Raw genomic sequence first — 26309 nt, 5'->3', positions numbered from 1 at the left:
ATGACCAGGCAGAAGATTCTCATCACCGGGGCGAGTTCCGGACTGGGCGCGGGGATGGCCCGCGAATTCGCGCGGCGTGGCCGCGATCTGGCGCTGTGCGCACGGCGGGTGTCGAATCTGGAGGAGCTGCGCGCGGAACTGCTCGCCGCGAATCCGGGCATCACGGTCGCGGTGCGGGCGCTGGACGTGGACGATCATGCCGCGGTGCCGAAGGTCTTCGAGGAGTTGCGGGCCGAACTCGGCGGGCTGGATCGGGTCATCGTGAATGCCGGGATCGGTAAGGGCGCGCGCCTGGGCACCGGTCGCGCGGACGCCAATATCGCTACGGCCACCACGAATTTCGTGAGTGCGCTGGCGCAGGCCGAGGCAGCGCTGTCGATATTCCGGAAGCAGGAATCCGGACATCTGGTGCTCATCTCGTCCATGAGCGCCGTGCGCGGACTGCCGGGCGCGAAGGCCGCGTACTCGGCCAGCAAGGCCGGGCTGTCGGCGCTCGGGGAAGGGCTGGCGATCGAATTGCGTGGCACGCCGATCAAGGTCAGCACGGTGCAGCCGGGATTCATCGCGACCGATATGTCCGCTCGCGCGGGCGATGTCAAACTCGTCGCGCCACTGGACAAGGGCGTGAATTCCATGGTGGCCGCCATCGAACGCGAGGCGGTGCGCGCCTGTGTGCCCGAATGGCCTTGGCGGGTACTCGATTTCGTCATGCCGCGCCTCCCCCGCGCCTTCATGGCGAAGATGAGCTGAAACCCGTCGAAACCTCGACCCGCGCGAGCAGCGCGATTAGGATCGGCGCGATGGCGAAGTTCACCACCTGGGACGGCTTGCAGCTCAATTACACGGTGTGGGAGGGCGAGGGGATGCCGGTCGTGCTCCAGCACGGCATCGTCGCCGACACCAACGCCAACTGGATGAGCGTCGGTGTGGTGGCGGCGCTACAGGCGGCCGGGCATCACGTCATCTCCCTGGATGCGCGCGGGCACGGCCGCTCGGAGAAGCCGCATGATCCCGCCCGCTATTCGTGGGGCGCGATGGCCGCCGATGTGCGGGCGCTGTTCGATGAGCTGGCGCTGGATCAGGTTGCGCTGGTGGGTTATTCGATGGGCGCGATCATCTCGCTGCTGGTCGCCGACGCCGACGAGCGGGTGCGGCGGCTGGCGGTCGGTGGCGTCGGCTGCGGGGTGGTGGACTGCGGCGGCATCGACTGGCGGGTCATCGATTCCGGCGATATCACCGCGGTCATGCGCGGCGACGGCTCCACCGCGGCCAATCCGCACGCCACCATGTTCCGGGTGCTGGCCGACGCGGTGGGCGCGGACCGGGACGCCATTGCCGTGGTCGCCACCGGTTTGAATGCCGCGCCGATCGACACCGTCGCGGGAGTCACCGTCCCCACGCTCGTGCTGGCCGGCACCGGCGATCCCTTCGCCGCCGAACCCGAACGCCTGGCCGCGGCCTTCCCGGACGCCCGCCTCGCGCTGGTGCCCGGCGATCACCTCACCGCGACCATGGATCCCGGATTCTCCGCCGCGCTGGTCGAATTCCTGAAGTAGCAACCACCGCCGGGGCCGCGTCCCGTCGGCGTCGGGGGCATTCTCATTCCGGCCAGCCGGGGGTCGGGGTCTCCAGTAGCGGATCGGTGATGCCGCCGGGGCAGGACAGGGCGCGGGCATCCCAACCGGCCAGCCGCGAGCCGGCGCTGTAGGCGGATTGATAGAAGTCGAGGGCCGCGCCCACCGGGTCGGGGGTGGCGCGCAGGGCGTCGTAGTCGAGGTAGGCGCTGTGCCCGGAGCCGGAGGACACCCAGTGCGCGGCGGCGGGCAGCAGCGGAATCTCGCTCAGCCCTTCGGGTTCGGGGGCGGTGTAGGAGTAGAGGGTGGGCGCCGGCACCTTGTCGTCGCCGAACCAGAATCCGGCGCTGATGACTTCGCGCGAATAGGCTTCGCGGGTCACGGAATTCACGCTGTCCGGCAGGTCGATGTGCCGATCCGAGAAACGCTGCACGGCCAGATCGAAGCTGTGCCAGAACAATTGGACCGGGCTGATCTTGCCGGAATAGGTGGCGCTGAATTCCTCGAGAATGCGTCCCATGCGGCTGGTCACCCGGAAGGCGCGGCGGGCGGCGGCCGCGTCGTAGTGGTGGTGTTCGTCGTCGTCCGCGAAGGGCCGGCCATGATCGGGCAAATCGTAGGGCGTGGGGTGGGCGAGGGTGACGTCCACGCCCAGATTGTTCAGCCCGTTCATGACCTCGCCGTAGAAGCTGCCCACGGATTGGTTCTCCAGCGGGATCTCCTCGCGGGTGCCGTGATCGGTGGAGATCCGCAGCACGTGGTCGAAGAAGTCGAAGGCGCAGGTGAACACCGGGCCGTCGGTGCTGCCGAGGGGAACCGTGGTCCAGCCGCGCGCGGTGAGCCGGTAGGTCATGTGCCACCAGTGATTGCGCCGGATGCCCTTGGCCAACGCGACCTTTCCGACAATCTGTGCATACCTGTGCAAGGTTTCCTTGGTGGGCCGCCACGCGTCGAGCGGGAGCGCGGGCAGCACCTCCCCCGAATCGGCCGCGAGTTGCTGCACACCTGTGGCATTAGCCATGTCCGCGCCCACTTTCGCTGGTGACGGTCGTGTTCGACGTCGAGGACAGTTCGTTTCGTATGCTACTCAGCTATTTTCCAGGAGCCCGCAACATACCTGCGACAACAGCGAAATACTCAGTAGTGCAATATCTTTCGAAGTATCCTGAACATTCCCCGCGCAACGCAGGACAAACCGGACAGGGGGTTGATCCGCATGGCGGACGTCACCGTGGGTACGGCATATGCCGTCGTCGTCACCGCGGTTCCCGACCCCACCCAGGTCGACGGCCTCGAATGGGACCGCGCCGTCGAATATCTGCCCAGCATCGCCTCCCCCGCCCTGCACACCTGGGTGCTCGCCCAGGAGGGCGCGACCCGCCGCCGCGGCGTGGTCATCCCCGGGCCACGACGCCGCGTGGCGCCCCGCCATCCGTACCGCGAGGTGTGCGTACCCGCCGCCGAATTCCATCTCTTCAGCGCCGCGATCCGCACCCATCCGCGCTGTCCGGCGGCGGAGACCATCCGCCCGGAGGAGGACCCACGCCGCCGGGCACCTCTGGTGACGGCCCGTGCGACGCGCCTCTACCGACCGGCCGAACCGCCATTGATCGTCTCGGAGCCGCCCGGCGGGATCTGGCCGGCCATGTCGCCGTCGCTGCACGACGTACCGCGGTAGCCGGGACCGATCGCCGCGATCGACCACGCGGATGACCGTTGGCGCGCCGATGTCCTTTCTCGAGCAACCGTGTGGCTAATCTCGAAGTCGGTTCGATCCGGTGCGGAGCACGGCCGACGGGAGATTCCATGCAGAATGCGACCGGTCAGATCCTCATGCACGCCGTGGGCGTGGCGATCAGCCCGCTGGCGATCATCGCGGTGATTCTGATTCTGGCCGGGCCGCACGGGCGCAAGAACGCCCTCGCGTTCGCGCTGGGCTGGGTGACGGCCGTGACGGCGGGGCTGCTTGCGCTGGTGGTGATCGGCGAGGAGGCGGGAGCGCATCGCGACGGGCACCCGGCGAGCTGGATACCGTGGTTCCGGGTGGTGTTCGGCGTGCTCATCCTGCTGATGGCGCTGCGGCAGTTGCGGATTCACAATGCGCTCGAGACCGGCGGCGAACTGCCGCCGCGCTTGCGGGCATTGGACGAGTTCACGCCGGGGCGCTGTGTGGCGCTGGGAGCCGTGCTGGCGCTGAGCAATCCGAAGAACATCACGCAGATCGCGGTGGGCGGGGTGACGGTCGCCGAGGGCTCGGCCGGGAGTCTGGCGCGCACGCTCGCGGTGGTGGTGTTCATCGTGATCGCGTCGCTGTGCATTCTGATTCCGTTGGGGGTGCACTACTTCGGTGGCTCCAGGGCGCACGGCACCCTGGAGCGCTGGAAGGAGTGGACGGTCCGCAACCACGCCGGGATCATGGCGATGCTGCTGACCCTGCTCGGCGTGAAGACCTTCGGCGACGGGCTCAGCGGGCTGCTGTGAGCGTCTAATCCGGTGTGACGATGGCGAAGTCGGGGTTCGGCTCGTCGAACAGGGCCACGAGTTTCGTGAAACCCTGTGCGTCACCGGCGATCGCGAGCGCGCCGGACTGCACGGCCGCGCCCAGATCCTGACCGGCCAGCAGGACGCCGATCAGGGTGGGGCGGGTCAGGGTGAAGGTGACGTCGGCCTGCGGCAGGTCGTCGCGGTCCGGGCGGTCGTAGTGCAGCAGTACGCCATTGCGCAGTTCGAGCCGGTGTATCCGGTTCTCGTCGGTGAAACGCCAATCGCTGATGGCCTTTTCGTGCCAGGCCCGGGGGCCGTCCAGGCGCAGCGCCAGGGCGTCGAAGACCTGGTCGACCGACAGGGCGGCCAGCATGCTGGGCGCGTTCGGCGTGGTGGGGGTGCCGATATTGCCATTGCGCAGTTCGTAGGCGCCCATCAGATAGAAGTTGCGCCAGGTGGAGTTCTCCGCGCCGTAGCCGAGCTGGTCGTAGGTGGAGGCCAGCAGGGTTTTCGCGGCCGCATTGGAGGGATCGGCGAAGATCACGTAGTTGAGCACCTGCGCGGTCCAGCGGTAGTCGCCGTTGTCGAAGGAGACGCGCGCCTTGCGCAGGGTTTCCTCCGCGCCGCCCATGAATTCCACGTGGCGCTTGGCGCTTTCGACCGGGGGATGCTCCCACAGGTGGGCCGGGTTGCCGTCGAACCAGCCCATGTAGCGCTGGTAGATGGCCTTCACATTGTGCGAGACCGAGCCGTAGTAGCCGCGATTGGCCCAGGCCGTGTCGACCGCCGGTGGGAGCTGCAGCATTTCGGCGATCTCGGCGCCCACGTAGCCCTGATTCAGCCGGCGCAGCGTCTGGTCGTGCAGGTAGGCGTACAGGTCGCGTTGCAGCGCGAGGTATTCCACCAATCGCTCGGTGTCCCAGGTGGGCCAGTGGTGGGAGGCGAACACGACATCGGCGTCGTAGGCGAACAGGTTGATCGACTCGGTGAGGTACTTGGCCCAGACGTGCGGGTCGCGCACCAGGGCGCCGCGCAGGGTGAGCAGATTGTGCAGGGTGTGGGTGGCGTTCTCCGCCATGCAGAGGGCGCGACGGTCGGGGAAGTGGAAGTTCATCTCCGACGGGGCCTCGGTGCCGGGAGTGATCTGGAAGACGATGCGAACGCCGTCGATCGTCTCCTCCTGGCCGGTGTGGGTGATGTCGAGGGTGGGGGCGATGAGGCTGACGGTGCCGGTCGAGGTGGTCTGGCCCAGGCCCGCACCCACCTGCCCCTTCGGGCCGCGGGGCAGGGCGGCGCCGTACATGTAGGCGGCGCGGCGGCCCATTGCCGTTCCGGCGTAGACGTTTTCGGCGACGGCGTGCTCGAGGAACCCGGCGGGGGCCAGCACCGGGCAGCGACCGGACTCGGCGTCCTCGACGGTGGTGACGCCCATGGCGCCGCCGAAGTGATCCACGTGCGAGTGGGTGTAGAGGAGACCGGTGACCGGCTTGTCGCCGCGATGGGCGCGATACAGTGCGAGCCCGGCGCGGGCGGTCTCCTCCGAGATGAGCGGGTCGATGACGATCACGCCGGTCCGGCCCTCGACCAGGGTCATGTTCGACAGGTCCAGGCCGCGGATCTGGTAGATGCCCTCGGTCACCTCGTAGAGACCCTGGCGCAGGGTGAGGCCGCACTGCCGCCACAGGCTGGGGTGCACCGAGGACGGGCAGGTGCCCTGCAGGAAGCTGTAGGACTCGGTGTCCCACACGACTTTTCCGGCGGCGTCGCGCACCGTGCCCGGTTCCAGAGCAGCGATGAAACCACGGTCGGCGTCGGCCTGGTCGACGGTATTGCCGAAGGGCAGTTCCGCGATGGCCCGCTGCTGCTTTTGCACGATGTATTCGCTCGGTTCCGTCGGTGCTCCCACTGCCCGTCTCCTGTTCCCGCCGGGCGGACCGGCGTGATGGCAAATTCCTGGCAACTCCACTGTGCTGGAATCGCGCCGGTGCGCGGGGTACCGCCACGCGGAAAAGGGGAAATCCCCCGGGTGAGAATCGGGAATCTCACCGGGGGATCACGGAGTAAGTACGGGACAGGCGGCCGGCGCAATGACGGATCGATTTTCATCGCTGCGTGGCGAGTCATATCTTCATCTGGAACGAAGTTGATTTCCGTCGTGCCCGGCTCAGTTCCCGTACTCCTATATTCTCCGCTGTTCAGTTGTGGCGCAACCTATTTAATTCGCCGCGAAGAGTGAGGCGTACACCAGCCGGTCGTGCTCGCCCACCAGCTGGCCGGTGAGGCCGCCGCCGGTGACGGTGTGCAGCCGCAGGTCCAGGTAGCGCTCCTCCTCCACGGTCTGGATCGGAGCCTGGGCGGGCATCCAGGACAGCACCTCCGCGGCCGCGCGGGCCCGGTCGCGCTCGAGGGCGGCGCGCAGGTGCGTCAGATCGGCGACCGGGAACGGCTCACCCCCGGGCGGCTCCGGCTCCTGCTGCCAGGCGGCCACACCGTAGGCGAAGCACACCAGCGGCATCCACATCTCGGCGAAGAAGCGCGGGTCGGGCGCGATCTCCAGGCCCGCGAACTTCTTTCCGACGAAGAACAGCGCGCCCAGCTGACCGGGCAGCAGCTCCAGCCGGCTGCGGAACTGGGTGAGCACCGCGCGCTGGCGGGTGAGAATCTGCTCGAGGTGCCCGCGCGCCGGCAGCTGGTACCGCCGGTTGACGGCCGAAATCTCTTGCCACAGCTTGGAATACCCTTCCTGCCCGCGCAGCGTCAGGGCCTTCGCGCGCAGCTCCAGCGGCAGCACGAAGAACCACTGATCGCGGCCCTCCAGATAGCCACCCTGCGCCGCCTGCACGCAGCAGGCATCCCGGAACAGGCGGGTCTCCCCCGCACCCAGGAGCGCGGCCGAGCACAGCGCGTGATTCTGCGCGCCCTCCTGGATGTAGCCGATGTGCAGCGGCACGATGGCCACCCCGGAGGGCGAGCCATTGCGCAACTCCACACTCCCGTATCCGACAACGCGATTCAGCTTCAGCCCCGATCGCGGCGGCACGATGCCCGGCCGCTGCGGCCCGTGCACCGGCACCATGGTGAGTGCTCCCGCCCGCTGCGGCGCACCGAGCCGATACCCGCTCAGGTCGACGGGTGCGCGAACCAGTGTCTCGAGTCCGGTCATGGTGTCACTCCTTCGAGCCGACGATCCAGGAATCGTGTTGCGGCAGTGCGAATCCAGTCCCCGCCGTGCGGGCTGTGCGCGAACAGCCACGGCAGCAGCGCACCGAAATCGTCCTGATGCCAGAAGCTCTCGTGCGGCAGCGCCGGCGCGGGATCGCGGAGACTCCGATTGTCGCTGGCGGTGAAAGTGGCCAGGCACAACAGAATCGGCGTCCGGACCCCGATCCCGGGCAGCGTCGCCGCCACCCGCGCCAGGTCCCCGGGCATCCGGTTCTCGTATCCGTCGGTGACCACCACGACCAGGTCGGGACTCTGCGCCAGCGCGTCCAGCACTCCCATCGCGAGGTCGGTGGGCCCGGCCTGATGCGCGCCGACCTCGACCACGGCGAGCTCCGCGCAGACCCGCGCCAGCACCAGGCGCAGCGCCTCGGCCTGCGACAGCAGCGCCCACTCTCGATCCCCGTACCCGCGCATGGACTCCGAAGCGTCCAGCACCAGCGCCACCCGGCCTGCCAGCCGAGGCAGTTCCCGCACGGCCGCGGTGACGTAATCACCCAGGGCGGTATGCAATTCGGCAGCCTGCACCCCGCGGTGGACATGCACCAGCGTGGCCGCGATATCCCCGCGATTGGTGACCGTGACGATCGGCTGCCGAATCCGAACCAGCTCCAGCGGCCGCACCGCGTCGGTCAGTGCGGGCACCCCGTGGATGCCCGCCCCGTACAGCTGTGCCACCCGCTGCACCGCCACCGCCGGATCAGCGCTGAACCGCAACAGTTTCCGCCGCAGCTCGGCAGACCCGACGTCGCCTTGGGCAATCAGCCGGGCGCACCCGCGCGCGGTCGCCTTGCCCAGCGCATGCTCGAAAGCATCCCGCAACGCGGGCCGCCGCGCCGCGATGAGCAATTCCCCATCCGGATGATCGAGCACAAAGCTCAGAATCCCCCGGGCCACATGCTTATGGTTGGCCCGCATACGCCGGAGCGCCAGCAGCACGGTGACAACAGAATTCGGCGGAATCCCGAAAATCAGTGCCCGAGTGCACTTATCGAGAACCACGCGGCTTTCCTCGCTCAATCCCGCCCTGGAAACCCGGAGCACCTGCAAAAGCACCCGGGCCCGCTGTGCGTCCCGCACGCCGGGAACCAGCGCCAGCAGCGCGTATCCCTCGGGATCCGAAATATAAGCGGCCTCATGGAATTCCGCGTCATCCCACACCACAGCGCCGGCCCTGGACAACACCAGTGGCGCGCCGCGGCTGCGGAAGTGGTCGAGAATTTCTGCGGTGTTCATCACTGAAGTGTAGAAACCGCGCCTACTCCGAATCCACCGATTTTATTACGCACCAAGGGTATTGAGTTCAGCTGGCTGCCGCCAGCACGCGCCATACCTTCCTGGAACGTGAGCGGGGCGGCGGAGCGGCGGCGTATTCGATTCGGCGGCGCGCCTCGTGGGTGCTGATCCGCAGCAGGTCGGTCAATAGGTCCACGGTGTCCCGGTAGCCGGTGTCCGCGGCGAGGCCACGGCGCTCGGCTTCGGCGACGGCCGCCCGCATGGCGGCATCCAGCCGCCGCCGGCGGCGTTCGGTTTCGACGAGGGTGCGCAGCAGGTCGACATCTGCCAGGTCCGGCCATCCCGATGCTGGAGCATTCGGCGCCAGCGCGGTCGAATGTGTGGTCACCCGCAGCAGCCTACCTCACGATAGAACATATGTTCGAGTATTCGGATTTTCGGAGGCGGCGGGATGAGGTCCGCCGCCCCGGGGTCAGGGGGTGACGATGGCGAAGTTGGGGTCCGGCTTGGTGACCAGGTTCTTGAATTGCAGGAGGACGGCCGGGTTTCCGTCGATCTTGACCTCGCCCTTGACCACGGCGTCCTGCATACTGCCACCCGCCAGCATGTTCTGCAGGAAGGCGCCGCGGGTGAGGGTGACGGTGGCGTCGGGGGCGGGCAGGTCGTCGCCGGGCCAGCGGTCGTAGTGGATCAGCACACCATTGCGCAGTTCGGCGCGGTGCACTCGATTGTTGTCGTCGCTGAAGCGCCAGTCGGTGGTGATGCGGGTGTCCCAGGCCCTCGGGCCATCGATGACCAGGGAGATCGCGTCGAAGGCCTGATCGACGGTGAGGGCGGCGAGCAGGCCCTTGGAGTTGGCCGAGGTGGGCGTGCCGAAGGAGCCGTTGCGGAGTTCGTACGCACCGGAGAGGTAGAAGTTGCGCCAGGTGGCGCATTCGGAGCCGTAGCCGAGCTGTTCGAAGGCGCTCGCCTCGAGGTCCTTGGCCTTCTTGTTGTCCGGGTCGGCGAAGATCACATAGTTGGTGACCTGCACCGCCCAGCGGAAATCTCCACTGTCGTACGCCTTTTGGGCGGTCTTCAGGGCGCTGTCCGCGCCGCCCATGGCGTCCACGTGCCGCTTGGCGGAGTCGACCGGCGGATGCTCCCACAGGTGCGCCGGATTGCCGTCGAACCAACCCATGTAGCGCTGGTAGATGGCCTTCACATTGTGCGACACCGAGCCGTAGTAGCCATGGGTGAACCACGCCTGCTGGATGGCGGGCGGGACCTGCATCATCTCGGCGATCTCACTGCCCACGTAGCCCTGGTTGAGCAGGCGCAGTGACTGGTCGTTGAGGTAGCCGTACAGATCCCGTTGCAGGGAAAGGTATTCCACGATCTTGTCGGTGCCCCAGATGGGCCAGTGGTGCGAGGAGAACACCACATCCGATTGGCGCGCATAGAGATTGATGGATTCGGTGAGGTACTTGGACCACACGTGCGGGTCGCGCACCAGCGCGCCGCGCAGGGTGAGGACATTGTGCAGGGTGTGCACGGCGTTCTCGGCCATGCACAGGATGCGGCGGTCGGGGAAGTAGAAGTTCATCTCCGACGGGGCCTCGGTGCCGGGGGTCATCTGGAACACCATGCGGACGCCGTCGATCACCTCCTGTTGCCCGGTGGCGGTGATGTCGATGGTGGGGTCGATGAGGGTGACGGTGCCGGTGGAGGTGGTCTGGCCCAGGCCCGCGCCGATCTGGCCCTTCTCGCCGCGCGGCAGGGCGGCGCCGTACATGTAAGCGGCACGGCGGGCCATGGCGGTGCCGGCATAGATGTTCTCGGAGACGGCGTGCTCGAGGAACCCTACGGGGGCGAGCACCGGGACGCGCCCGGACTCCACGTCCTCGCGGGCGACGACGCCCAGGGTGCCGCCGAAGTGGTCGACGTGCGAGTGGGTGTAGATCAGTCCGGTAACCGGTCGATTGCCACGGTGTTCACGGTAGAGCGCGAGACCGGCGGCCGCCGTTTCGGTGGAGATGAGCGGATCGATGACGATGATGCCCCTGTCGCCCTCGATGATGGTCATGTTCGACAGGTCCAGGCCGCGCACCTGGTAGAAGCCGGGAGCCACCTCGTAGAGACCCTGCTTGACCACCAGCTGCGACTGCCGCCACAGGCTCGGATTGGCCGAAGACGGGCAGGTGCCCCGCAGGAAGCCGTAGGAATCGTTGTCCCACACCACTTTCCCATTGGCATCCTTGACGACGCCGGGCTTCAGATCAGCGATGAAGCCGTGGTCGGCGTCGGCGAAGTCGACGGTGTCGGAGAACGGGTAGCTCTCGGCGATCTTCCGGTTGGCCGCGACCACGTGATCGGTCGGATCGGTCTGCGTCGCCGAGGGATTGACCTCGTCGGAGGAGCCGCACCCGCTGAGCGTGCCGCCCACGCCGACCGCGGCGAGCGCCGCCGCCCCGACCCCGAACATGCCGCGCCGGGATACCGCGAACCGCCTGCCGCCCGGATTCTCCGTGTCACCGACCTGGTCGCCGTCAGCCACTTCGATCTCCTGTCTGTCACCGGCGCGAACGGTTCGCGTCCACGCCGAGCATGGTTAGCCGTTGATTCGCTGTCATGCCGACTATAGCCGCTATTGCAGTCATTCTGCAATAGCGGCTATAGACCTGCCGCCCACACCCGGTACGACATCGCCGCGCGTGTTGTGATCGGATGCAGCTATGAGTGACGGCACGACCGTGCGCCGCCGCAGGCGCAATCCCGAGCAGACGCGCAAGGCGATCGTCGACGCGCTGCTGACGGCGATCAAGGACGGCAGGTTCATTCCGACCGCCAAGGACATCGCCGACCGGGCCGGAGTGTCCGAGCGCAGCATCTTCGTGCACTTTCCCGGACGCAACGATCTGCGGGTGGCGGCCGTGGAGGCACAGTCCGATCTGGTGGAATCGCTGGTCGTGACCCCGGATCCGGCACTGCCACTGGAGGAGCGGATCACCGCCGTGCTCGGGCAGAGCGAGGCGATCTTCGCGGCGCAGCGCAATCCGCGGCTGCTGGGACTGCTGGAGTCCCAGTCGATTCCGGCGATCGACGAGCGGATGCGGCTGACCGACAATCGGATTCGCGAAGCCCTGGCCCGCACCTTCGGCCCGGAGCTCACCCGCGGCGGGGAGACCGATGCCGAACTGCTCGATCTGGTCGAGGCCACCGTGGGCTGGGCGTACCGCCACCAGCTGATGGATCGGCGCGGATTGTCGCAGGCCGAGGCGTCGCGAGCGATCACCAGGGCGCTGCGCGCACTGTTCGCCGCCGGGGAACGCTAGAACGCCACGCCGATGTACTTGGTCTCCAGGTACTCCTCCAATCCTTCGCTGCCACCCTCACGGCCGATGCCGGACGCCTTGACTCCGCCGAACGGTGCGGCCGCATCGGAGACGACACCGGTGTTGACGCCGACCATGCCCGTCTGCATCCCTTCGGCGAACAGCATGGTCTCGCCCAGGTTTTCGCCGTAGACGTATCCGATCAGCCCCGCCTCGGTGGCATTGGCGGCGGCGAGCGCCTCGTCCGTGGTGGTGAAGGCGGTGATCGGCGCGATGGGGCCGAAGATCTCCTCGCGCAGCACGCGGGCGGCCGGATCGACCTCGGTGAGCACCGCCGGTGCGACGAAATAGCCTGTGCTCTGCGGTATTTCGGCGCCGGGAAGCAGCCGCGCACCCCGATCGACCGCATCGGCGACCAAACCCGCCACCCGGTCGACCGCCGCGCGATCGATGAGCGGACCCACCTGCGTGCCGGGCCGCATGCCGTCGCCGACCGGCAGCCCCGCCAGCTGGGCGGCCAGGCGCTGCGCGAATGCGGCGGCCAGCGATTCGTGCACCAGGAACCGGTTGGCGGACACACAGGCCTGTCCGGTATTGCGCATCTTGGCCGCCACCGCACCGCTGACGGCCTTGTCGAGATCGGCCGATTCGAGCACCACGAACGGCGCGTTCCCGCCCAGTTCCATGGAGGTGCGCAGCACCCGGCGGGACGCCTGGGCGAGCAGCAGCCTGCCCACGGTCGTGGAACCGGTGAAGGTGAGCTTGCGCAGTCGCTCGTCGGTGATGACGGGAGTCGAGACCTCGGCGGCGTTCGAGGTGGTGAGGCAATTGACCACGCCCGCCGGCACCCCCGCGTCGTGCAGAACGCGCATGAATTCCAGTGCGGTGAGCGGTGTTTGCGGTGCCGGCTTGAGCACCACGGTGCACCCGGCCGCGAGTGCGGGCGCGATCTTGCGAGTCACCATGGCCAGCGGGAAGTTCCACGGCGTGATGGCGAAGACCGGCCCCACCGCCTGGCGGGTCACCAGAATTCGGCGGTCCCCGGTCGGTGCGCGAAAGTACTTGCCACCGCCGCGAACTCCCTCCTCGGCGAACCAGCGCAGGAACTCGGCCCCGTACGCGACCTCGCTCAGCGCCTCGGCATACGGCTTGCCCATCTCGAGCGTGATGAGAGTGGCGAACCGCTCGGCGCGCTCGTGCAGCAGCCGGAAAACCGCCATGAGCAGATCCGAGCGCCGACGCGGATCGGTTGCGGCCCAGTCGGACTGGGCAGCGACCGCCGCGTCCAGGGCCGCGACGCCGGTGCCCGCGTGCGCATCGGCGACCTGGGCGATGACCGCACCGGTGGCCGGGTTCTCCACCGGCATGGTCGCCTCGTCATCGGTCCAGCGGCCGTCGATGTAATGCCCCACCGGGATGTCGGCGAGCGGCTCGGTGGCCATGACCGTCATGAGATCTCCTTGTCCATACCGGAATTCGCGGCGAGAGCGGCGGTGGCCGGCCTGCCCTCCGGGTCGGTCTGCCTCGCACCGAAAACGATGACCTGCCGCACGGCCTTGCCGTCGGCCAGCTGATCCATCGCCTCGTTGATCTCGCCGAGGCCGATGCGGGCCGAGATGAGGTGTTCCACCGGGAGCAGCCCCGCTCGCCACATCTGCTCGTAGCGTGGGATGTCGCGTGCCGGAACCGCCGAGCCCAGGTAGCTGCCGACGACCGTGCGGGCTTCGGCGGTGATGCTCAGCGGATTCAAGGTCACCGTCGCCTGCGGCGCGGGCAGACCGACCGTGATGGTGGTTCCGCCGGGAGCGGTTGCGGCGTAGGCCGTTTCGAAGGCGGAGGGGTGGCCGGCGCATTCGATCACGTAGCGCACCCGGACCTGCGCCTCGCTCAACTGCTCCGGGGTGTAGGCCTCGGTGGCGCCCAGCGTTCGGGCCAGGGCGAGCTTCTCCGGCAATCGGTCGACGGCGATGATGCGTTCCACGCCAATGGCTTTGGCGGTGAGGACGGCCGCCATGCCGACGCCGCCGAGGCCGATCACCAGGAGGCCGTCCCCGGGGCGCGGATTCGCCACATTCAGCACCGCTCCCCCGCCGGTGAGAACGGCACAGCCGAACAGGGCCGCGACCTCTGGTGGCACGTCGTCGCCGACCGGCACCACCGAGGCGCGGTCCACCACGGCGTGCGTGGCGAACCCGGAGACGCCGAGGTGGTGCCGGATCGGCTCACCGGCGCGGGACAGATGGCCCGAATGGTGCAGCAGCTCACCCGCATTGTTGGTGTGCGTGCCCGCCGAGCAGGGCAGCTGCCCCTGCCGGTCACAGGCGTCGCACTGCTCGCAGCGGGGCAGGAAGGACATGACCACCCGCTGACCGGGCCGTACATCCCACACCCGTTCGCCCGTTGCGAGCACCGTGCCCGCGGCCTCGTGGCCGAGCAGCATGGGCAGGGGGCGCGGCCGATTGCCGTCCACCACACTGAGATCCGAGTGGCACACCCCGGCCGCCTCGATGGCGACCAGCACCTCGGTGGGGCCGGGGTCGCCCAATTCCAGCTCGCACACCGTGATCGGGCGCGAGCCGGCGAAGGGGCGCGGGCGGCCGCTCTGTTCGAGCACCGCCCCGGTGATGCGCATCAGATCTCGACCATCTGGTGGTCGCCCACGGTGCCGCCGAGGTAGCGCAGGTGGTCGGAGGAATCTCCGAGGCTGTGCTCGATGGCGGTGAGGCGGGCGGTGTAGTGGCCGACCGGGTATTCGGCGGTCATGCCGATGCCGCCGTGCATCTGGATGGCCTCCTGGCCGATGTGCCTGGCGGAGCGGCCGACTCGCAGTTTGGCGCGGGAGGCGACGACCGGATCGGCGACGCCGTCGGCCAGCGACATGGCGGCGTACATGCTCATGCCGCGCGCCAGCTCCAGGGAGACGTACATGTCGGCGGCGCGCTGGGTCAGCGTCTGGAAGGCGCGCAGTGGGACACCGAACTGCTTGCGCGTCTTCAGGTATTCGGTGGTGAGCCGCAGCGATTCCTCCATGGCGCCGATCGCCTCGGCGCACAGGGCGGCCTGCGCACCCGCGACAGCGGCGGATACCGCGCCGGAGACATCGGTCGGATCGCCGAGCAATTCGGCTGCGGCGCGGTCGAATTCGATGGTCGCGCCGCGCACGCCGTCGTGTCCGGTGTACGCGGTGCGGCGTACGCCCGCGGCTGTCGGATCGACCAGGAACAAGCCCACCGTCGTCTCGGCCGGACGGGGGTCGGTCGCCTCGATCGCGGAACTGCCGGGCAGGATCTCGCCGTTGCCGGCGAGCACGGCGCTGACGAGCAACAGTTCCGCGCAATCACCATGCGACACCGGGTGTTTGACGCCGGTGAGCGCCCAGCCGTCGGCGGTGCGCACGGCACGCGTGGCGAGTTCGGCCGCCGGCCAGCGCGTGCCGGGTTCGCCGTGGGCGAAGGCCACGCGCAGCTCGCCCTCGGCGATGCGGGGCAGCAGGCCCTTGCGCTGGGCGTCGGTGCCCGCCTGGGCGATGAGGCCGCCGGGCAGCAGGGCGCAGTCCAGCAGGGGTTCAGGGGCGAGGCGACGGCCGAGTTCGGTGAGGACGAGCATGGCCTCGATGGGGCCCGCGCCCATGCCGCCGTCCTCCTCGGCGAAAGTCAGGCCGAGCAGGCCGATTTCGGCGAAGGTACGCCACACGGCCGGGTCCCAGCCGAGCTCGGTGGCCACGATTTCGGCGCGGCGTTCGGGGGTGTAGGCGCGTTCGAGGACGTCGCGGACGGTGTCGCGCAACATTTCCTGTTCCGGGGTGAGATCGAAATCCATTGTGCTGCCTTACAGTCCGAGAATGGTGGAGGCGATGATGCCGCGCTGAACCTCGTTGGAGCCGCCGTAGATCGAGGTCTTGCGGTAGTTGAGGTAGGTGGCGGTGGAGCGACGGGCCCAATCCGGTTGTGCGCCTTCGCGGGCCAGGGAGTCGGGTCCGGCGATGTCGACGAACAGTTCGGTGACGGCCTGCTGCAGTTCGGTGCCGCGCAGTTTGAGGATCGAGGAGACCGGGTTGGGCTTGCCGTCGGCAGATCCGGCGGCCACCCGCAGCTGCACCAGTTCCAGTGCGAGCAGCTCGTTTTCGAGTTCGGCCACCCGGGTGGCGAAGATCGGATCGTCGAGCAGGGTGCCGTGGCCCAGGCGGGTCTGCTTGGCGTGCTCCTTGGCCAGCCACAGCCGCACCTTGGTCTGGCCGACGGCGGCGATGCCGGTGCGCTCGTTGCCGAGCAGGAACTTGGCGTAGGTCCAGCCCTGATTCTCTTCGCCCACAAGGTTTTCCGCAGGGACGCGGACGTTCTCCAGGAAGACCTCGTTGACCTCGTGGCAGCCGTCGATGAGCTGGATGGGCCGCACGGTCACGCCCGGGGTGTCCAGCGGGAACAACAGCATGGAGATGCCGGCCTGCTTCTTGGGCGCGTTCGGGTCGGTGCGCACCAGGCAGAAGATCCAGTCCGCGGATTGCGCGGCGGTGGTCCAGGTCTTCTGGCCGTTCACGATGTAGTGGTCGCCGTCGCGCACCGCGGTGGTGCGCAGCGAGGCCAGGTCGGATCCGGCCTCCGGCTCGGAAAACCCTTGGCACCACCAGATGTCGAGGTTGGCGGTGGCGGGCAGGAAGCGTTCCTTCAGCTCCTGCGAGCCGAAGTGCGCGATCACCGGCCCGATCATGTTGGCATTGAAGGTGAGTGGTTCGGGCACCGAGGCGAGCTGCATCTCGTCGTGCCAGATGTGGCGCTGGATGGGCGTCCAGTCGCGGCCGCCGAATTCCACCGGCCAGTTCGGCACCGCCAGCCCGTGCGCGTTGAGGATGCGCTGGGTGGTGACGATGTCGTCCTTGGTCAGCTCCTGTCCGTGCCGGGCGCGATTGCGGATGTCCTCGGGTATTTCGGTGCGGTAGAACGCGCGCAGCTCGTCGCGGAAGGCGAGCTCGTCGGCGGTGAGTGCCAATTGCATGGTCGGGTATGATACACAGAGTATTGAATGTCTCAAATAGCCATCGGGAGGACCTCGGGTGAACGACTCCACACTGGGCGTGGCCGAGCTCATCGCCGCCCGGCACCGAGCCGGCAGCCGGCCCGGACAGCGCGCCGACCGGCATCGGCTGGCCCTGGTCATCGAGGGCGGATCGTCCCGGGGCGCGTACTCGCACGGCATGGCCATGGCCCTCGAGGAACTCGGCGTACTGCCCTGTTTCGACGCCGTCTACGGCGCGTCCGCGGGTGCGCTCAATGCCGCGTGGCTGCTGTGCGGCCGGGCCGTGGCAGCACGCCGCGCCTGGAATCCCGAGGTCATCAATCGGGTGATCGCCCCGGCGCGCGCCCTGCGCGGCGGCCCGGTGGTGGATACGCACTACCTCGTGCACACCGTCTACGAGCGGCTGGTGCCGATGGATTTCCCCGCCATCCTCGCCAATCCGGTCACCTTCCACCCGATCGCCACCGATGCCGACACCGGCGCGGCGGTGGATCTGCATGCCGGACTGACCGATCCGGCCGCGGTGCAGGCCGCCCTGCGCGCCTCCACCTGCCTGCCCCTGCTGGCCGGTAAGCCCGTGCGCATCGGACAGCACCGCTATGTCGACGCCGGACTTTCCGAATCCGTGCCCATTCGAACGGCTTTGGCGCAGGGCGCGACCCGGGTGCTGGTGCTGCGCACCCGCCGTGCGGGCGAAACCGTCTCCGCGCCTTCCTATCTGGAGAATCGGGTGGTGGCGCGCTTCCTGTCCCGGCATGCGCCCGGCGCTGTCGAACCGTGGCTGTCCCGGGTCCACCGTCACCATCGTGACGAGGCCGATTTCGGCTCCGATCCGGCCGTAGCGCAGATCCGCCCGCCGCGCGGCGGCCCGGCCGTCGGCCGCACCACCCGCGACCCCGCCCTGCTGCGCCAGGCCCTCGACCTGGGTCACGCCGCGACCGTGCGGACGCTGGCCCCGCACCTGACCCCTATGCTTTCCGCGTGACGCGCAGCGAGGGAACCAGAGCTCCGGGCCGGCCGGCTTCGGCCAGCCGCGAGGATGTGCTGCGCGCCGCCATCGCCGTCTTCCTCGCCGGAAAACGCCTGGATGTCAATGCCATCGCCGCCCAGCTCGGCGTCGGCCGGGCCAGCATCTACCGCTGGTTCGGCTCCCGCGACGGCCTGCTCGGCGCGGCCATCGCCCATCAGCTGGAACGCATGATCGCCCATATCGAAAGCCGCTGCACGGCCACCGGCGGCGCGCGGCTCGAGCACATCCTGGACCGCACCGTCCACCTGCTGGTCGAAGACGATTCCCTGCGAACCTATTTCGACAACGAGTCCACCGCCGCCCTGCGCCTGGTCACCCGCAGCGACGGCCCGGTCCACCAGGCCGCCGTCCACCATGTCGAACAACTCATAGCCCGCGCCGAAACCGAGGGCTACCACCCACCCATAGACCGCGACACCCTCGCCTACGCCCTGGTCCGCCTGTGGGAGGCCTTCCTCTACAACGACGCCGTAGCCGGTTTCCGCGGCGACGGCGAACGCCTGCGCCAGGTCCAGAGCGCACTGCTGCGCGCGTGAACTCCGTCGCATCGTCCCCGCAATAGCGAACGCCCACCATTCCGAGTGGAATGGTGGGCGTCGTCACGCTCGGGAAATCAGGCCAAGCCCCACGCCTTCAGCAGGTAGGTGATGTTGGCGGCCAGCGCGGTCACGGAGTTCGCCAGGTCGAGCGCGGCGGAACCGAGATTGATAATCGGCATTGCGTTCTGCTTTCTAGTGGAGACCGTGGATCAGGGTCCAGCGTAGGCATTCGAAACTTGTTCGGCATCATGGTTTTTCCCACGCGGTTGATCCGAATGTGAGGTGGAACACAGGAATTGATCAGCGGATGCCCGGGGTTGCCGGGTCGTTCCCGATACAGCCGACGATGAAGCAGCCCGGGGGCCAGTCGGAGAAGGGCGGGTAGAGCGGCCGGCCGAGGCAGGTGAAGAGGTTGCAGCCCGGATAGGCGTCGGGGCCGATGCCGAGGGCGGCCAGGAAGGCGTCCGGGTTGGAGATCATCGGGTCGGTGACGCTGACGTCGGCCTTCTGGGTGTAGGGGCCCGGGTCGGGCATGAGCGGGTCGCGGAAGGCGGCGTTGATGGCGCGCAGGACGTCGTGCGGGAAGCTCACGGCGCCGCCGGGGATGGTGACGCCGGTCCAGCTGACCAGCAGGCCGAGGCTGGGGACGATGAAATTGTCCTGGCGCATCATGCCGGAGATCTGGATGGCATCGGAGGGCAGGCCGGGGAACAGGTCTTCGCAGCCGGCGCCGTTGACCACGAAAAGGTAGCCGTAGCAAGGGTGTTGCTCGGTGCCGGTGGTGGCCTGCTTCATGTATTCGCGCGAAACCACTTGATTCCCGGCCCAATTGCCGTAGTTGCCGACCAGCAGGCCCAGCTTGACGAAGTCGTCGGGCGGCAGGACGAGATGGGCGTAGCCGTAGGTGTTCCGGCTGCGGTCCCGGCCCCAGTAGTAGTCGCTCTTCGGAATTCCCAACGGGTCGAACAGTTTTCGCTGCGCGTATGCCTGAAAGTCCTCGCCGACGGCCTGCTGCACCACGTACACCAGGAGATCCACCGCCCGCTGGCTGTACTGCCACTGTGTGCCCTGCGGATGCAGGATGGGCATGGCCAGCGCCTGCGCCACCACATTCGGGTCCAGCTGCACCAGTCCGGTGATGCCCTCGGAGGCGACGGCCACCTTCATGCCGGAGGTCTCGGTGAGCAGACTGCGCACGGTGATCGCGCGATGGTCCGAATCCCCCAGTCCCGCAGGCAGATACCGCCCGATGGGGTCGTCCACGCTGAGCTTGCCCTCGTCGACGGCGATGCCGGTGACCAGCGACACCACGCTCTTGGTGCCGCTCCACAGATTCCATGCCGTCCCGCGGGTGCGCTCGGTGTTCGGGCCGTGGCCGATGAGGCAGTTGTTGCGGAAGATCTGCAGCGTGAATCGGGTCGGATCCGAGGCGAAGTCGATGGCTTTGCTCAGATCCGCCGAATCGATGCCCACCTCTTCTGGTGTCGCCGTTTCCGGCGTGCGCCCGGAACTGACCTGGCATTGCTTCTGCTCCGCCGCGCGGGCCTCGCCGCCACCCCCGATCAGCACCAGCGCCGCCGTCATCGCGGCCACCGCGAGGACCGTCACCGAACGAATCACACCCGCCTCCACTCCGAAGTCTCGTCGAGCACATCGGAATGCCGGTGCGGCCGTTATCTTTTCGTGACCCCCGACTTCTCGGGGCAGAATCTCTCGGGGCAGCGGGACTAGCGCGGCACGGGCACCGGGGCGGCCTGCCGTTCCCGGGGTACGAGCAGCAGGAGCAGGGCGAGCACCAGCCCGCCGCCGAATAGATACAACCCCCACGCGCCGGTCAGCAGGTCGCGGTAGTCGTCGCGCAGTTGGTCCCCGAAGCGCTCGTCCAGCCGCCAGATGAGAACGCCGAACAGCGCGAGCCCGCCGAGCACTCCGAGCCAGCCGATCGCCCGCGCCCCGGTCAGGGCGGCGATCAGGATGACACCGGCCACGCCCAGCAGCAGGACGGCCAGCGACATCACGATCGATGCCGACTGGCCGCCCACCTGCCCCAGGCTCAGGCCGGTGTCGAATCCCTCACGCAGATCGGAGAATCGGACATCGCGCGCGTCGACCGAGCCGACGAGCGGACCGAAAACCCCCACCGCCATGCCGATGGCGCAGGCGAACAACAGCAGGTGAACGAAAGTTCGCATACCTCCACGGTATTGCGCTTCGCACCGCGCCGACACAGGAGTTTGCTGTGAATCAGGGCGCGGGGGTGAAGACCCCGAAGTGGTTGCCGGAGGTGTCGCGCAGATGCGCGAAGACCAGACCGTTGGGTGTGGTCACCGGCGGCTGAATCGCCTTGCCGCCCAGCCGTTCCGTCTCGGCCACGGTGGCGGCGACATCGCGCACCAGCACCATGAAGATGGCGTGATTGGTGGTGGCGTCGTCCGCGTGATTCACGCCGCCGCTGGGGATCTCGCTGCCCGGGTAGTTGATCAGGTCGTAGCCGGGGGAATGCGGATCGGCGGCGAAATTCCAGCCGAACAGCTCACCGTAGAACTTCTTCGCGTCCTCCGGCTTGTCACTGCTGATCTGGAACCAGGACACGGTGTTGAAAGCGGGCGCGGTCATGAGGTCTCCTGAGGATCGGTTTCTCGCTTGCCCGACCACGATCGCTCCCGCAGGCGACAACCCTGTGTCGGTGTTTCCGGACGAATTTCCGGCACCGCCGTCACAGCGCGACCGGCAGCACCCGCATTTCCCGCGGCCCCTCCGGGAACCCGTCGCGCGAGCGCACCGGCGCGGGCAGATCGGTCAGGATGAGCACCCGCATCCGATCCAGCCGGAACACCCGGAACCCGTCGCGCAACCGGCACCACGCGATCAGATACCAGCCGTGCGTGCCGTTCACGAATTCCACCGGCTCGACCTCCCGCTCGCTGGCCTGCCCGTGCTGATCCAGATACGCGATCCGCAGCACCAGCCGCCGCTCGATGGCCTGCTCGATCAGCGGCGGTATCGCCGAGGGCTGCGGCACCTCCAGCACCCGCACCCGCGCCGCCAGATCCCGCGCCGCCGCCGCGTGCCGCTCGGGCATGGCGGCCACCACCTTGCGCAGCGCACTGCGCCCGGCCTGTTCGAACGGACCGCCCCGGCTGCGCGCCAAAGCCACGGCGAGCGCGACGGTTTCGGCGGCGGTGAAATTCAGCGGCGGCAGCGACATGCTCTTCTCCAGCGCGTATCCCCCGCGCCGCCCCACATCGGCGTAGATGGGGATCCCCGCCTGCTGCAGCGCGGCGATATCGCGCTCGATGGTCCGCAGGCTCACCCCATACCGTTCGGAGAGCTCCCGCGCCGTGCGCAGTCGCGGCGAAATCGCCCGCAACTCTTCGACGATCGCATACAACCGATCCGTCCGATTCACGCCGACACAGTAGACCCGGGCACCGACAAGAACGCGGCTCGAGATCTCCACCCGTGGGCGGTTCCGGCGGGCACGACCGCGAAATATCGTCGAATCCATGCAGAATGCCGTGGACAGTGTCGTCTCGGAGCCGCCCGCGATCGCGGGGGTGCGCCGTTCATTCGTCGAAGCGCGCGGGGTGCGCTTCCATGTGACCGAATCCGGGCCGGCGGACGGCCGGCCCGTGCTGGTGCTGCACGGGTGGCCGCAGCATCACTACGCGTATCGGGATCTGCTGGCGAATCCGCCGGAGGGACTGCGGATCATCGCGCCGGACCTGCCCGGCTACGGGTGGTCGGGTCCGGCGCCGCATCGCTGGGAGAAGGAAGAGGTCGCCGCGGATCTGCTCGCGCTGCTGGATGCGCTGGGAATCGGCAAGACCCTGCTGGTCGGGCACGACTGGGGTGGGTATGTCGGGTATCGGCTGGTCCTGCGGGAGCCGCAGCGGTTCGACGGATTCCTGGTGTTGAACATGGCGCATCCGTGGGCGCCACCGGGGGTGGTGGCGCGGCAGCTGTGGCGGTTCGCGCTGTATCAGCCCGCGGTGGCGGCGTTCGGAATGCCGCTGCAGCAGCGGACGCGGGTGCTGCACTGGCTGATCCGGACGGCGTTCACCGACCGGACCGCCGCAACTCCAGAGCTGACCAGCATTTTCGCCGATCGATTCCGGGATCCGGTGTGCGCGCGGGCCGCCACCGACACCTACCGCAGTTTCCTGCTGCGCGAAATGCCCCGGCTGAGCCGCAATCCCGAGCGCCGCCGCGCCACCGTTCCGATCCGGGCGCTGTTCGGCGTCGACGACGGCGCGGTGCACTACTCGCTGGCCGATCCGCGGACCGCGCGCGCCGACGACTACCGGCTCGTACCCGTCTCGGGCTGCGGGCATTTCATCGCCGACGAGCGGCCCGACCTGGTGCGCGCCCAGCTCGTCGCCCTGGCCGCCGAGACCGCTACCCGTTGAGGGCTTCCAGCGCCCGATCGATGTCGTCCTCGGTGTTGTAGAGGTGGCAGGACAGCCGGAGCCGGCCCGCGCGCATGGACCCGATCACCCGGGCGGCCGCCAGCCGATCGGTGGCCTCCGGGGTGACCGGTAGCGACACCACGGCCGAATTGCTCTCCGGCAGGCCGACTCCCGCGCGCAGCCGATTGGCGAGGGTGACATCGTGGGCGTGGATGGCCTCGATGCCGATGGCCTCGAGCAGGTCGAACGCGATCACCTGGCCGCGGAAGGCGGGCCAGGTGGGCGCGAGGTCCAGGCGCCGGGCGCCCTCGGCCAGGCGCAGCGGCGCGTCGTAGATGGTCTGCCACGGATCGAATCCGGCGTACCAGCCGGCGGCGAGCGGGCGCAGCGTGTCGAGGGCCTCGTCGGGCCCGGCGAGGTAGGCCGAGCCCTTCGGGCCGAGCAGCCACTTGTATCCGACGCTGACCAGGAAGTCGGCGCCGGTGTCGTGCACGGGGAACCAGCCGGCGGCCTGACTGACGTCGAACAGCACGCGCGCGCCGTGCGCCCGCGCCGCCGCGACCACCGCGGCCGTGTCGAGCACCCGGCCGTCCGCGGACTGCACCACCGAGGCGACGACCAGAGCGTCGTCCGGCCGCACCGCCGCGGCCAGCTCGTCGAGCGGCACCGTGCGCACCCGCAGGCCGGGCTTGGCGAGGAAAGGCCAGACGACCGAGGCGAATTCACCCTGCGGCAGCACCACGCCCGCGCCCTCGGGCAGGCTCTCGGCCACCAGTCCGATCAATTGCGACACCTGCGACCCGATGGCGACCTGCGCACCGTCCAGACCCACCAGCCTGCCGAAGGACGCCCGGCACGCGGTCACCAGCGCATCGACGTCCGGAATGGAGAAATCGCCGCGCACTCGCTCGTGCTCGGCCCGCGCGACCTCCTCGGCCACCGCGACGGGCAGCAGGCCGTGGCTGGCGGCATTGAGGAAAGTGACGGCGGGAGCGAAGGATTCGCGCACGGACGCCGGGAGCAGCGTGGTTTTCGGAACAGCTGTCATCACACCATGGTGGTGAGCGACGCCACGCCGCGACAAGATCCATCCTGGGGAAACTGGCCCGAAATGGGCATTTCCCGCCAAGGGTTGGACTTATACACCCGCGAGTGCGGCGGGTCACAGCGCCGCGCCGCAACCCCCGCGTGAATGTCTTGCTCTGTTCACCGGGTTGCTCTACGCTCCGGCCTTCGTGAGCACTGTCGCGGAGAGTGAACCGCAAAGAGATCGATTGCGGTGGGGGGCCATCACCGCGGTGGGAGTCATCGCCGGATATGTGGCGGTGCTGCTGGGCGATCCCCGGCATTTCTATACCGACGACACCGAGGCGCAGTACGCGCCCATGTGGATCGCACTGGGAAACCGGTTGCGGGAGGGCAACTTTCCGTGGCTCGTCCAGCACGAGTGGATGGCGGGCAACTACACCATCGAGGAGGCGGGCCTCTACAACCCGCCGCAATTGCTGATCCATCTGCTCGCCCCGTCCTTCGACAATCTGGCCGTGTACGCGACGGTGGTGAAGTTGATCTTCTCCATCATCGCGGCGCTGGGCGTCTATCGGATCTGTCTGGCGTACGGGGCCCGCACGCCGTGGGCGGCGGTCGCGGGCATCGCTTTTCCACTGAGCGGCTGGTACCTGTTCTTCGACGAGGCCAGCTGGGTGACCTGCCACACCGCCACCGCGTGGATGGTGCACGCCTGGGCCTCGGCCGTGCGGTACGCGCGCGGCCAGGGCAGCCCGGTGTCGCTGTTCGTCTATCTGTATCTGGCGTTGACGGTCCAATACGCGTTCCCCGCGGTGGAATCCGCGTTGATCATCGCGGCGGTGATCGCCGGTGAGTTCATCCATCAGCAGCGATGGCAGCCGTCGTTGCGGGTGGCCGGCGTGGCCGCCTGCGCGGCGCTGGCCTCGCTGCCCGCGAACCTGCCCGGCATTCTGTCCTCGCAGGTGACCTGGCGCGGCAATGCCCGCATCCACAACGACCCGTTCCTCACCGTGCCGTGGTCGGAGTCGCTCAATGCCAGCCTGCCCACCACCACACCGGCTTTCACCGCCTGGTGGGGGCATGTGCAGCCGCTGCCCATGGTGTACATCGCCTGGTTCCTGATTCCGGCGCTGGCCTTCATCGACTGGCGCAAGGCCGTGCACTCGGCGCGCGACTTCAGCGGGATCGGGCTGTTCGCGGTGGCGGCGCTGATGTGGACGGCCGGGCCGGGCGCCATCGGCCCGCTGCGCTGGCCCGCCCGAGTGCTGCCCATGCTGGCGCTGGCGCTGATCGTGCTGGTGTGCGTATTGCTCAGCCGCCATGGGGTTTTCCGGGTCTCGCGGAATCGGAATATCGCGGCCGCGGTCCTGATCGGGCTGCTGCTGGTGCGATCGGCTTCGGCGGCGCCGGATCTGGCCGCGAAGCATCTGCTGGCCGCGGCGGTGGTGGCGGCGCTGGGCGCGGGTGTGGTGTGGCTGGCGCGCACGCGCGGCATCGCACTCGCCTGCGCGCTGACCATTCTGGCGATGTTCCCGATCGCCTTCACTCAGGTGAAGACCGCGCCGTCGACGCCCATGTCGTACAACTTCCCGGAGCAGCGCTCCACCATGCGGGAGGCGTTCCCGGACTTCGAGGGCGTCACCCTGCAGCTGGCCGACCGCGCGATCCTGGGACCGGAGGATCGCAGTATCGATGCGGCATACGCCTCGCTGGCCATCGGCAATTACGCCAAGGCGCTGGAGCTCGACTATGTGAACGCCTACACGCCCATCGGTTTTCACACCTTCGCGGGCGTGCTCTGCATGGCGTGGGACGGCAGCACCTGCCCGGATGCCTACCGCCGCGCCTTCTCCCCCGAACCGTCCACGGGCCGCACCATCGTCGATCTGATGAAGGTGGATCGGGTGGTGCTGCATCGCGCCCAGTACCCGGACGCGGGCAATCAGCCCGCGCCCGACGGCTGGAAGTGGGTCGACTACCCCGGGCACGAGCGCTACATCTGGGTGCTGGAACGCACCGGCGGCCTGCTGTCCACCGTGAACGGCGATATCGCCGACACCAGAGGCGTTGCCGCCAAATCGGTTTCGAGTGACGACACGAGCAGCGTGCTGCGCGTGACCTCGGTGAACGGCGGGCGCGTGGTCTTCAACCGGCTGAACTGGCCCGGTTTCGAGATCACCCTCAATGGGGAGACGATCCCGCACACGAGCGTGGCCGAATCCTTCCTGGCGGTCGATATTCCGGCCGGGACCAAGGATTCCGAGCTGGTGGTGAGCTGGCAGCCGCCCGGCTTCGTCGGCGAGGTCTCGGCCGCGCTGGTGGGTGTCGCCGGCGTGGCCCTGCTGCAGCTGGCCTACCAGCGGCAGCGCCGCCGGGACGCCGACGAGACCGTGCCGCACGAACAGTCCGCGCCGGCGGAGCTGGAAACCACCGGCGTCTAGCCCGTACGGTGGAGATCGAAT

General features: G+C 68.5%; 24 protein-coding genes. 9 read left to right on the top strand and 15 right to left on the bottom strand.

All coding sequences use genetic code 11. The annotated features are described in order from the left end of the window. The gene (locus H0264_RS14130; protein WP_181584375.1) at positions 1–750 is read left to right on the top strand and encodes an SDR family oxidoreductase; all 750 of its coding nucleotides are present in this window, start codon (positions 1–3) and stop codon (positions 748–750) included. 50 nt (positions 751–800) lie between these two features. Then, the gene (locus H0264_RS14125) at positions 801–1556 is read left to right on the top strand and encodes an alpha/beta fold hydrolase (protein ID WP_181584374.1); all 756 of its coding nucleotides are present in this window, start codon (positions 801–803) and stop codon (positions 1554–1556) included. A gap of 43 nt (positions 1557–1599) precedes the next feature. On the opposite strand, the gene H0264_RS14120 is transcribed toward H0264_RS14125, so the two are convergent. Continuing rightward, entirely contained in the window at positions 1600–2595 is a 996-nt protein-coding gene (locus tag H0264_RS14120; protein WP_181584373.1) for a DUF5996 family protein, read from the bottom strand. A gap of 195 nt (positions 2596–2790) precedes the next feature. On the opposite strand from H0264_RS14120, the gene H0264_RS14115 reads away from it, so the two are divergent. Both H0264_RS14115 and H0264_RS14110 read left to right on the top strand, forming a co-directional pair. Next, complete coding sequence (locus H0264_RS14115; RefSeq protein WP_181584372.1) at positions 2791–3252, top strand: hypothetical protein; 462 nt, start codon at positions 2791–2793, stop codon at positions 3250–3252. A gap of 128 nt (positions 3253–3380) precedes the next feature. Beyond that, the gene (locus H0264_RS14110; protein ID WP_181584371.1) at positions 3381–4055 is read left to right on the top strand and encodes a GAP family protein; all 675 of its coding nucleotides are present in this window, start codon (positions 3381–3383) and stop codon (positions 4053–4055) included. Positions 4056–4059: 4 nt separating this feature from the next. Here H0264_RS14110 and H0264_RS14105 read toward each other — a convergent pair whose 3' ends face one another. From H0264_RS14105 to H0264_RS14085, 5 genes are all read right to left on the bottom strand, one after another. Then, the gene (locus H0264_RS14105) at positions 4060–5964 is read right to left on the bottom strand and encodes an alkyl/aryl-sulfatase (protein WP_181584370.1); all 1905 of its coding nucleotides are present in this window, start codon (positions 5962–5964) and stop codon (positions 4060–4062) included. Between the two features lie 309 nt (positions 5965–6273). Next, a complete protein-coding gene (locus H0264_RS14100; RefSeq protein WP_181584369.1) occupies positions 6274–7221 on the bottom strand; it encodes an ARPP-1 family domain-containing protein in 948 nt (315 codons plus the stop codon). Beyond that, entirely contained in the window at positions 7218–8513 is a 1296-nt protein-coding gene (locus H0264_RS14095) for a VWA domain-containing protein (protein ID WP_181584368.1), read from the bottom strand. Before H0264_RS14095 ends, H0264_RS14100 begins: the two co-directional genes overlap by 4 nt. A gap of 67 nt (positions 8514–8580) precedes the next feature. Next, on the bottom strand, positions 8581–8901 hold the full coding sequence (locus tag H0264_RS14090; RefSeq protein WP_231086908.1) for a DUF222 domain-containing protein: 321 nt from the start codon (positions 8899–8901) through the stop codon (positions 8581–8583). An 84-nt stretch (positions 8902–8985) separates the two neighbouring features. Beyond that, positions 8986–10977, bottom strand: a complete 1992-nt coding sequence (locus tag H0264_RS14085) for an alkyl/aryl-sulfatase (RefSeq protein ID WP_181585541.1) — start codon at positions 10975–10977, stop codon at positions 8986–8988. A 250-nt stretch (positions 10978–11227) separates the two neighbouring features. Here H0264_RS14085 and H0264_RS14080 point away from each other — a divergent pair, with 250 nt between their 5' ends. Further along, on the top strand, positions 11228–11827 hold the full coding sequence (locus H0264_RS14080) for a TetR/AcrR family transcriptional regulator (RefSeq protein ID WP_181584367.1): 600 nt from the start codon (positions 11228–11230) through the stop codon (positions 11825–11827). Here the strand turns inward: H0264_RS14080 and H0264_RS14075 are convergent. Genes H0264_RS14075 through H0264_RS14060 form a run of 4 tightly spaced genes read right to left on the bottom strand, consistent with a single transcriptional unit; the run spans position 11824 to position 16819 of the window. Beyond that, positions 11824–13278, bottom strand: coding sequence for an NAD-dependent succinate-semialdehyde dehydrogenase (locus tag H0264_RS14075; RefSeq protein WP_181584366.1), 1455 nt, complete (start codon positions 13276–13278; stop codon positions 11824–11826). The genes H0264_RS14080 and H0264_RS14075 overlap by 4 nt on opposite strands. Beyond that, positions 13275–14459: a zinc-binding dehydrogenase gene (locus tag H0264_RS14070; protein ID WP_181584365.1), complete on the bottom strand. Its 1185-nt coding sequence runs from the start codon at positions 14457–14459 to the stop codon at positions 13275–13277. Before H0264_RS14070 ends, H0264_RS14075 begins: the two co-directional genes overlap by 4 nt. Continuing rightward, on the bottom strand, positions 14459–15646 hold the full coding sequence (locus H0264_RS14065; RefSeq protein ID WP_181584364.1) for an acyl-CoA dehydrogenase family protein: 1188 nt from the start codon (positions 15644–15646) through the stop codon (positions 14459–14461). Before H0264_RS14065 ends, H0264_RS14070 begins: the two co-directional genes overlap by 1 nt. A 9-nt stretch (positions 15647–15655) precedes the next feature. Beyond that, on the bottom strand, positions 15656–16819 hold the full coding sequence (locus tag H0264_RS14060) for an acyl-CoA dehydrogenase family protein (RefSeq protein WP_181584363.1): 1164 nt from the start codon (positions 16817–16819) through the stop codon (positions 15656–15658). 58 nt (positions 16820–16877) lie between these two features. Here H0264_RS14060 and H0264_RS14055 point away from each other — a divergent pair, with 58 nt between their 5' ends. Next, the gene (locus H0264_RS14055) at positions 16878–17825 is read left to right on the top strand and encodes a patatin-like phospholipase family protein (RefSeq protein WP_244976182.1); all 948 of its coding nucleotides are present in this window, start codon (positions 16878–16880) and stop codon (positions 17823–17825) included. Beyond that, the gene (locus H0264_RS14050) at positions 17822–18406 is read left to right on the top strand and encodes a TetR/AcrR family transcriptional regulator (RefSeq protein WP_181584362.1); all 585 of its coding nucleotides are present in this window, start codon (positions 17822–17824) and stop codon (positions 18404–18406) included. Before H0264_RS14055 ends, H0264_RS14050 begins: the two co-directional genes overlap by 4 nt. A 303-nt stretch (positions 18407–18709) precedes the next feature. Here the strand turns inward: H0264_RS14050 and H0264_RS14045 are convergent, their stop codons facing one another. The 4 genes from H0264_RS14045 to H0264_RS14030 form a co-directional block, all read right to left on the bottom strand. Further along, the gene (locus tag H0264_RS14045; protein WP_231086917.1) at positions 18710–20029 is read right to left on the bottom strand and encodes a serine hydrolase domain-containing protein; all 1320 of its coding nucleotides are present in this window, start codon (positions 20027–20029) and stop codon (positions 18710–18712) included. A gap of 107 nt (positions 20030–20136) precedes the next feature. Next, positions 20137–20601 carry a hypothetical protein gene (locus tag H0264_RS14040; RefSeq protein WP_181584361.1) on the bottom strand — a complete coding sequence of 155 codons (465 nt, stop codon included), beginning with the start codon at positions 20599–20601 and terminating at the stop codon, positions 20137–20139. 52 nt (positions 20602–20653) lie between these two features. After that, positions 20654–21025, bottom strand: coding sequence for a VOC family protein (locus tag H0264_RS14035; RefSeq protein ID WP_181584360.1), 372 nt, complete (start codon positions 21023–21025; stop codon positions 20654–20656). 100 nt (positions 21026–21125) lie between these two features. Then, entirely contained in the window at positions 21126–21818 is a 693-nt protein-coding gene (locus tag H0264_RS14030) for a helix-turn-helix transcriptional regulator (protein WP_181584359.1), read from the bottom strand. Positions 21819–21915: 97 nt separating this feature from the next. Between H0264_RS14030 and H0264_RS14025 the strand changes: the two genes are divergently transcribed. After that, the gene (locus H0264_RS14025) at positions 21916–22818 is read left to right on the top strand and encodes an alpha/beta fold hydrolase (protein WP_181584358.1); all 903 of its coding nucleotides are present in this window, start codon (positions 21916–21918) and stop codon (positions 22816–22818) included. On the opposite strand, the gene H0264_RS14020 is transcribed toward H0264_RS14025, so the two are convergent. Then, the gene (locus H0264_RS14020; RefSeq protein WP_181584357.1) at positions 22808–23866 is read right to left on the bottom strand and encodes an aminotransferase class V-fold PLP-dependent enzyme; all 1059 of its coding nucleotides are present in this window, start codon (positions 23864–23866) and stop codon (positions 22808–22810) included. The two genes, H0264_RS14025 and H0264_RS14020, sit on opposite strands and share 11 nt — an antisense overlap. 187 nt (positions 23867–24053) lie before the next feature. Here H0264_RS14020 and H0264_RS14015 point away from each other — a divergent pair, with 187 nt between their 5' ends. Beyond that, entirely contained in the window at positions 24054–26288 is a 2235-nt protein-coding gene (locus H0264_RS14015; protein ID WP_244976181.1) for a hypothetical protein, read from the top strand. Positions 26289–26309: the final 21 nt, after the last annotated feature.

The organism is Nocardia huaxiensis (assembly GCF_013744875.1).
GTDB lineage: Bacteria > Actinomycetota > Actinomycetes > Mycobacteriales > Mycobacteriaceae > Nocardia > Nocardia huaxiensis.
This window is presented reverse-complemented; position numbering and strand designations above follow the sequence as displayed.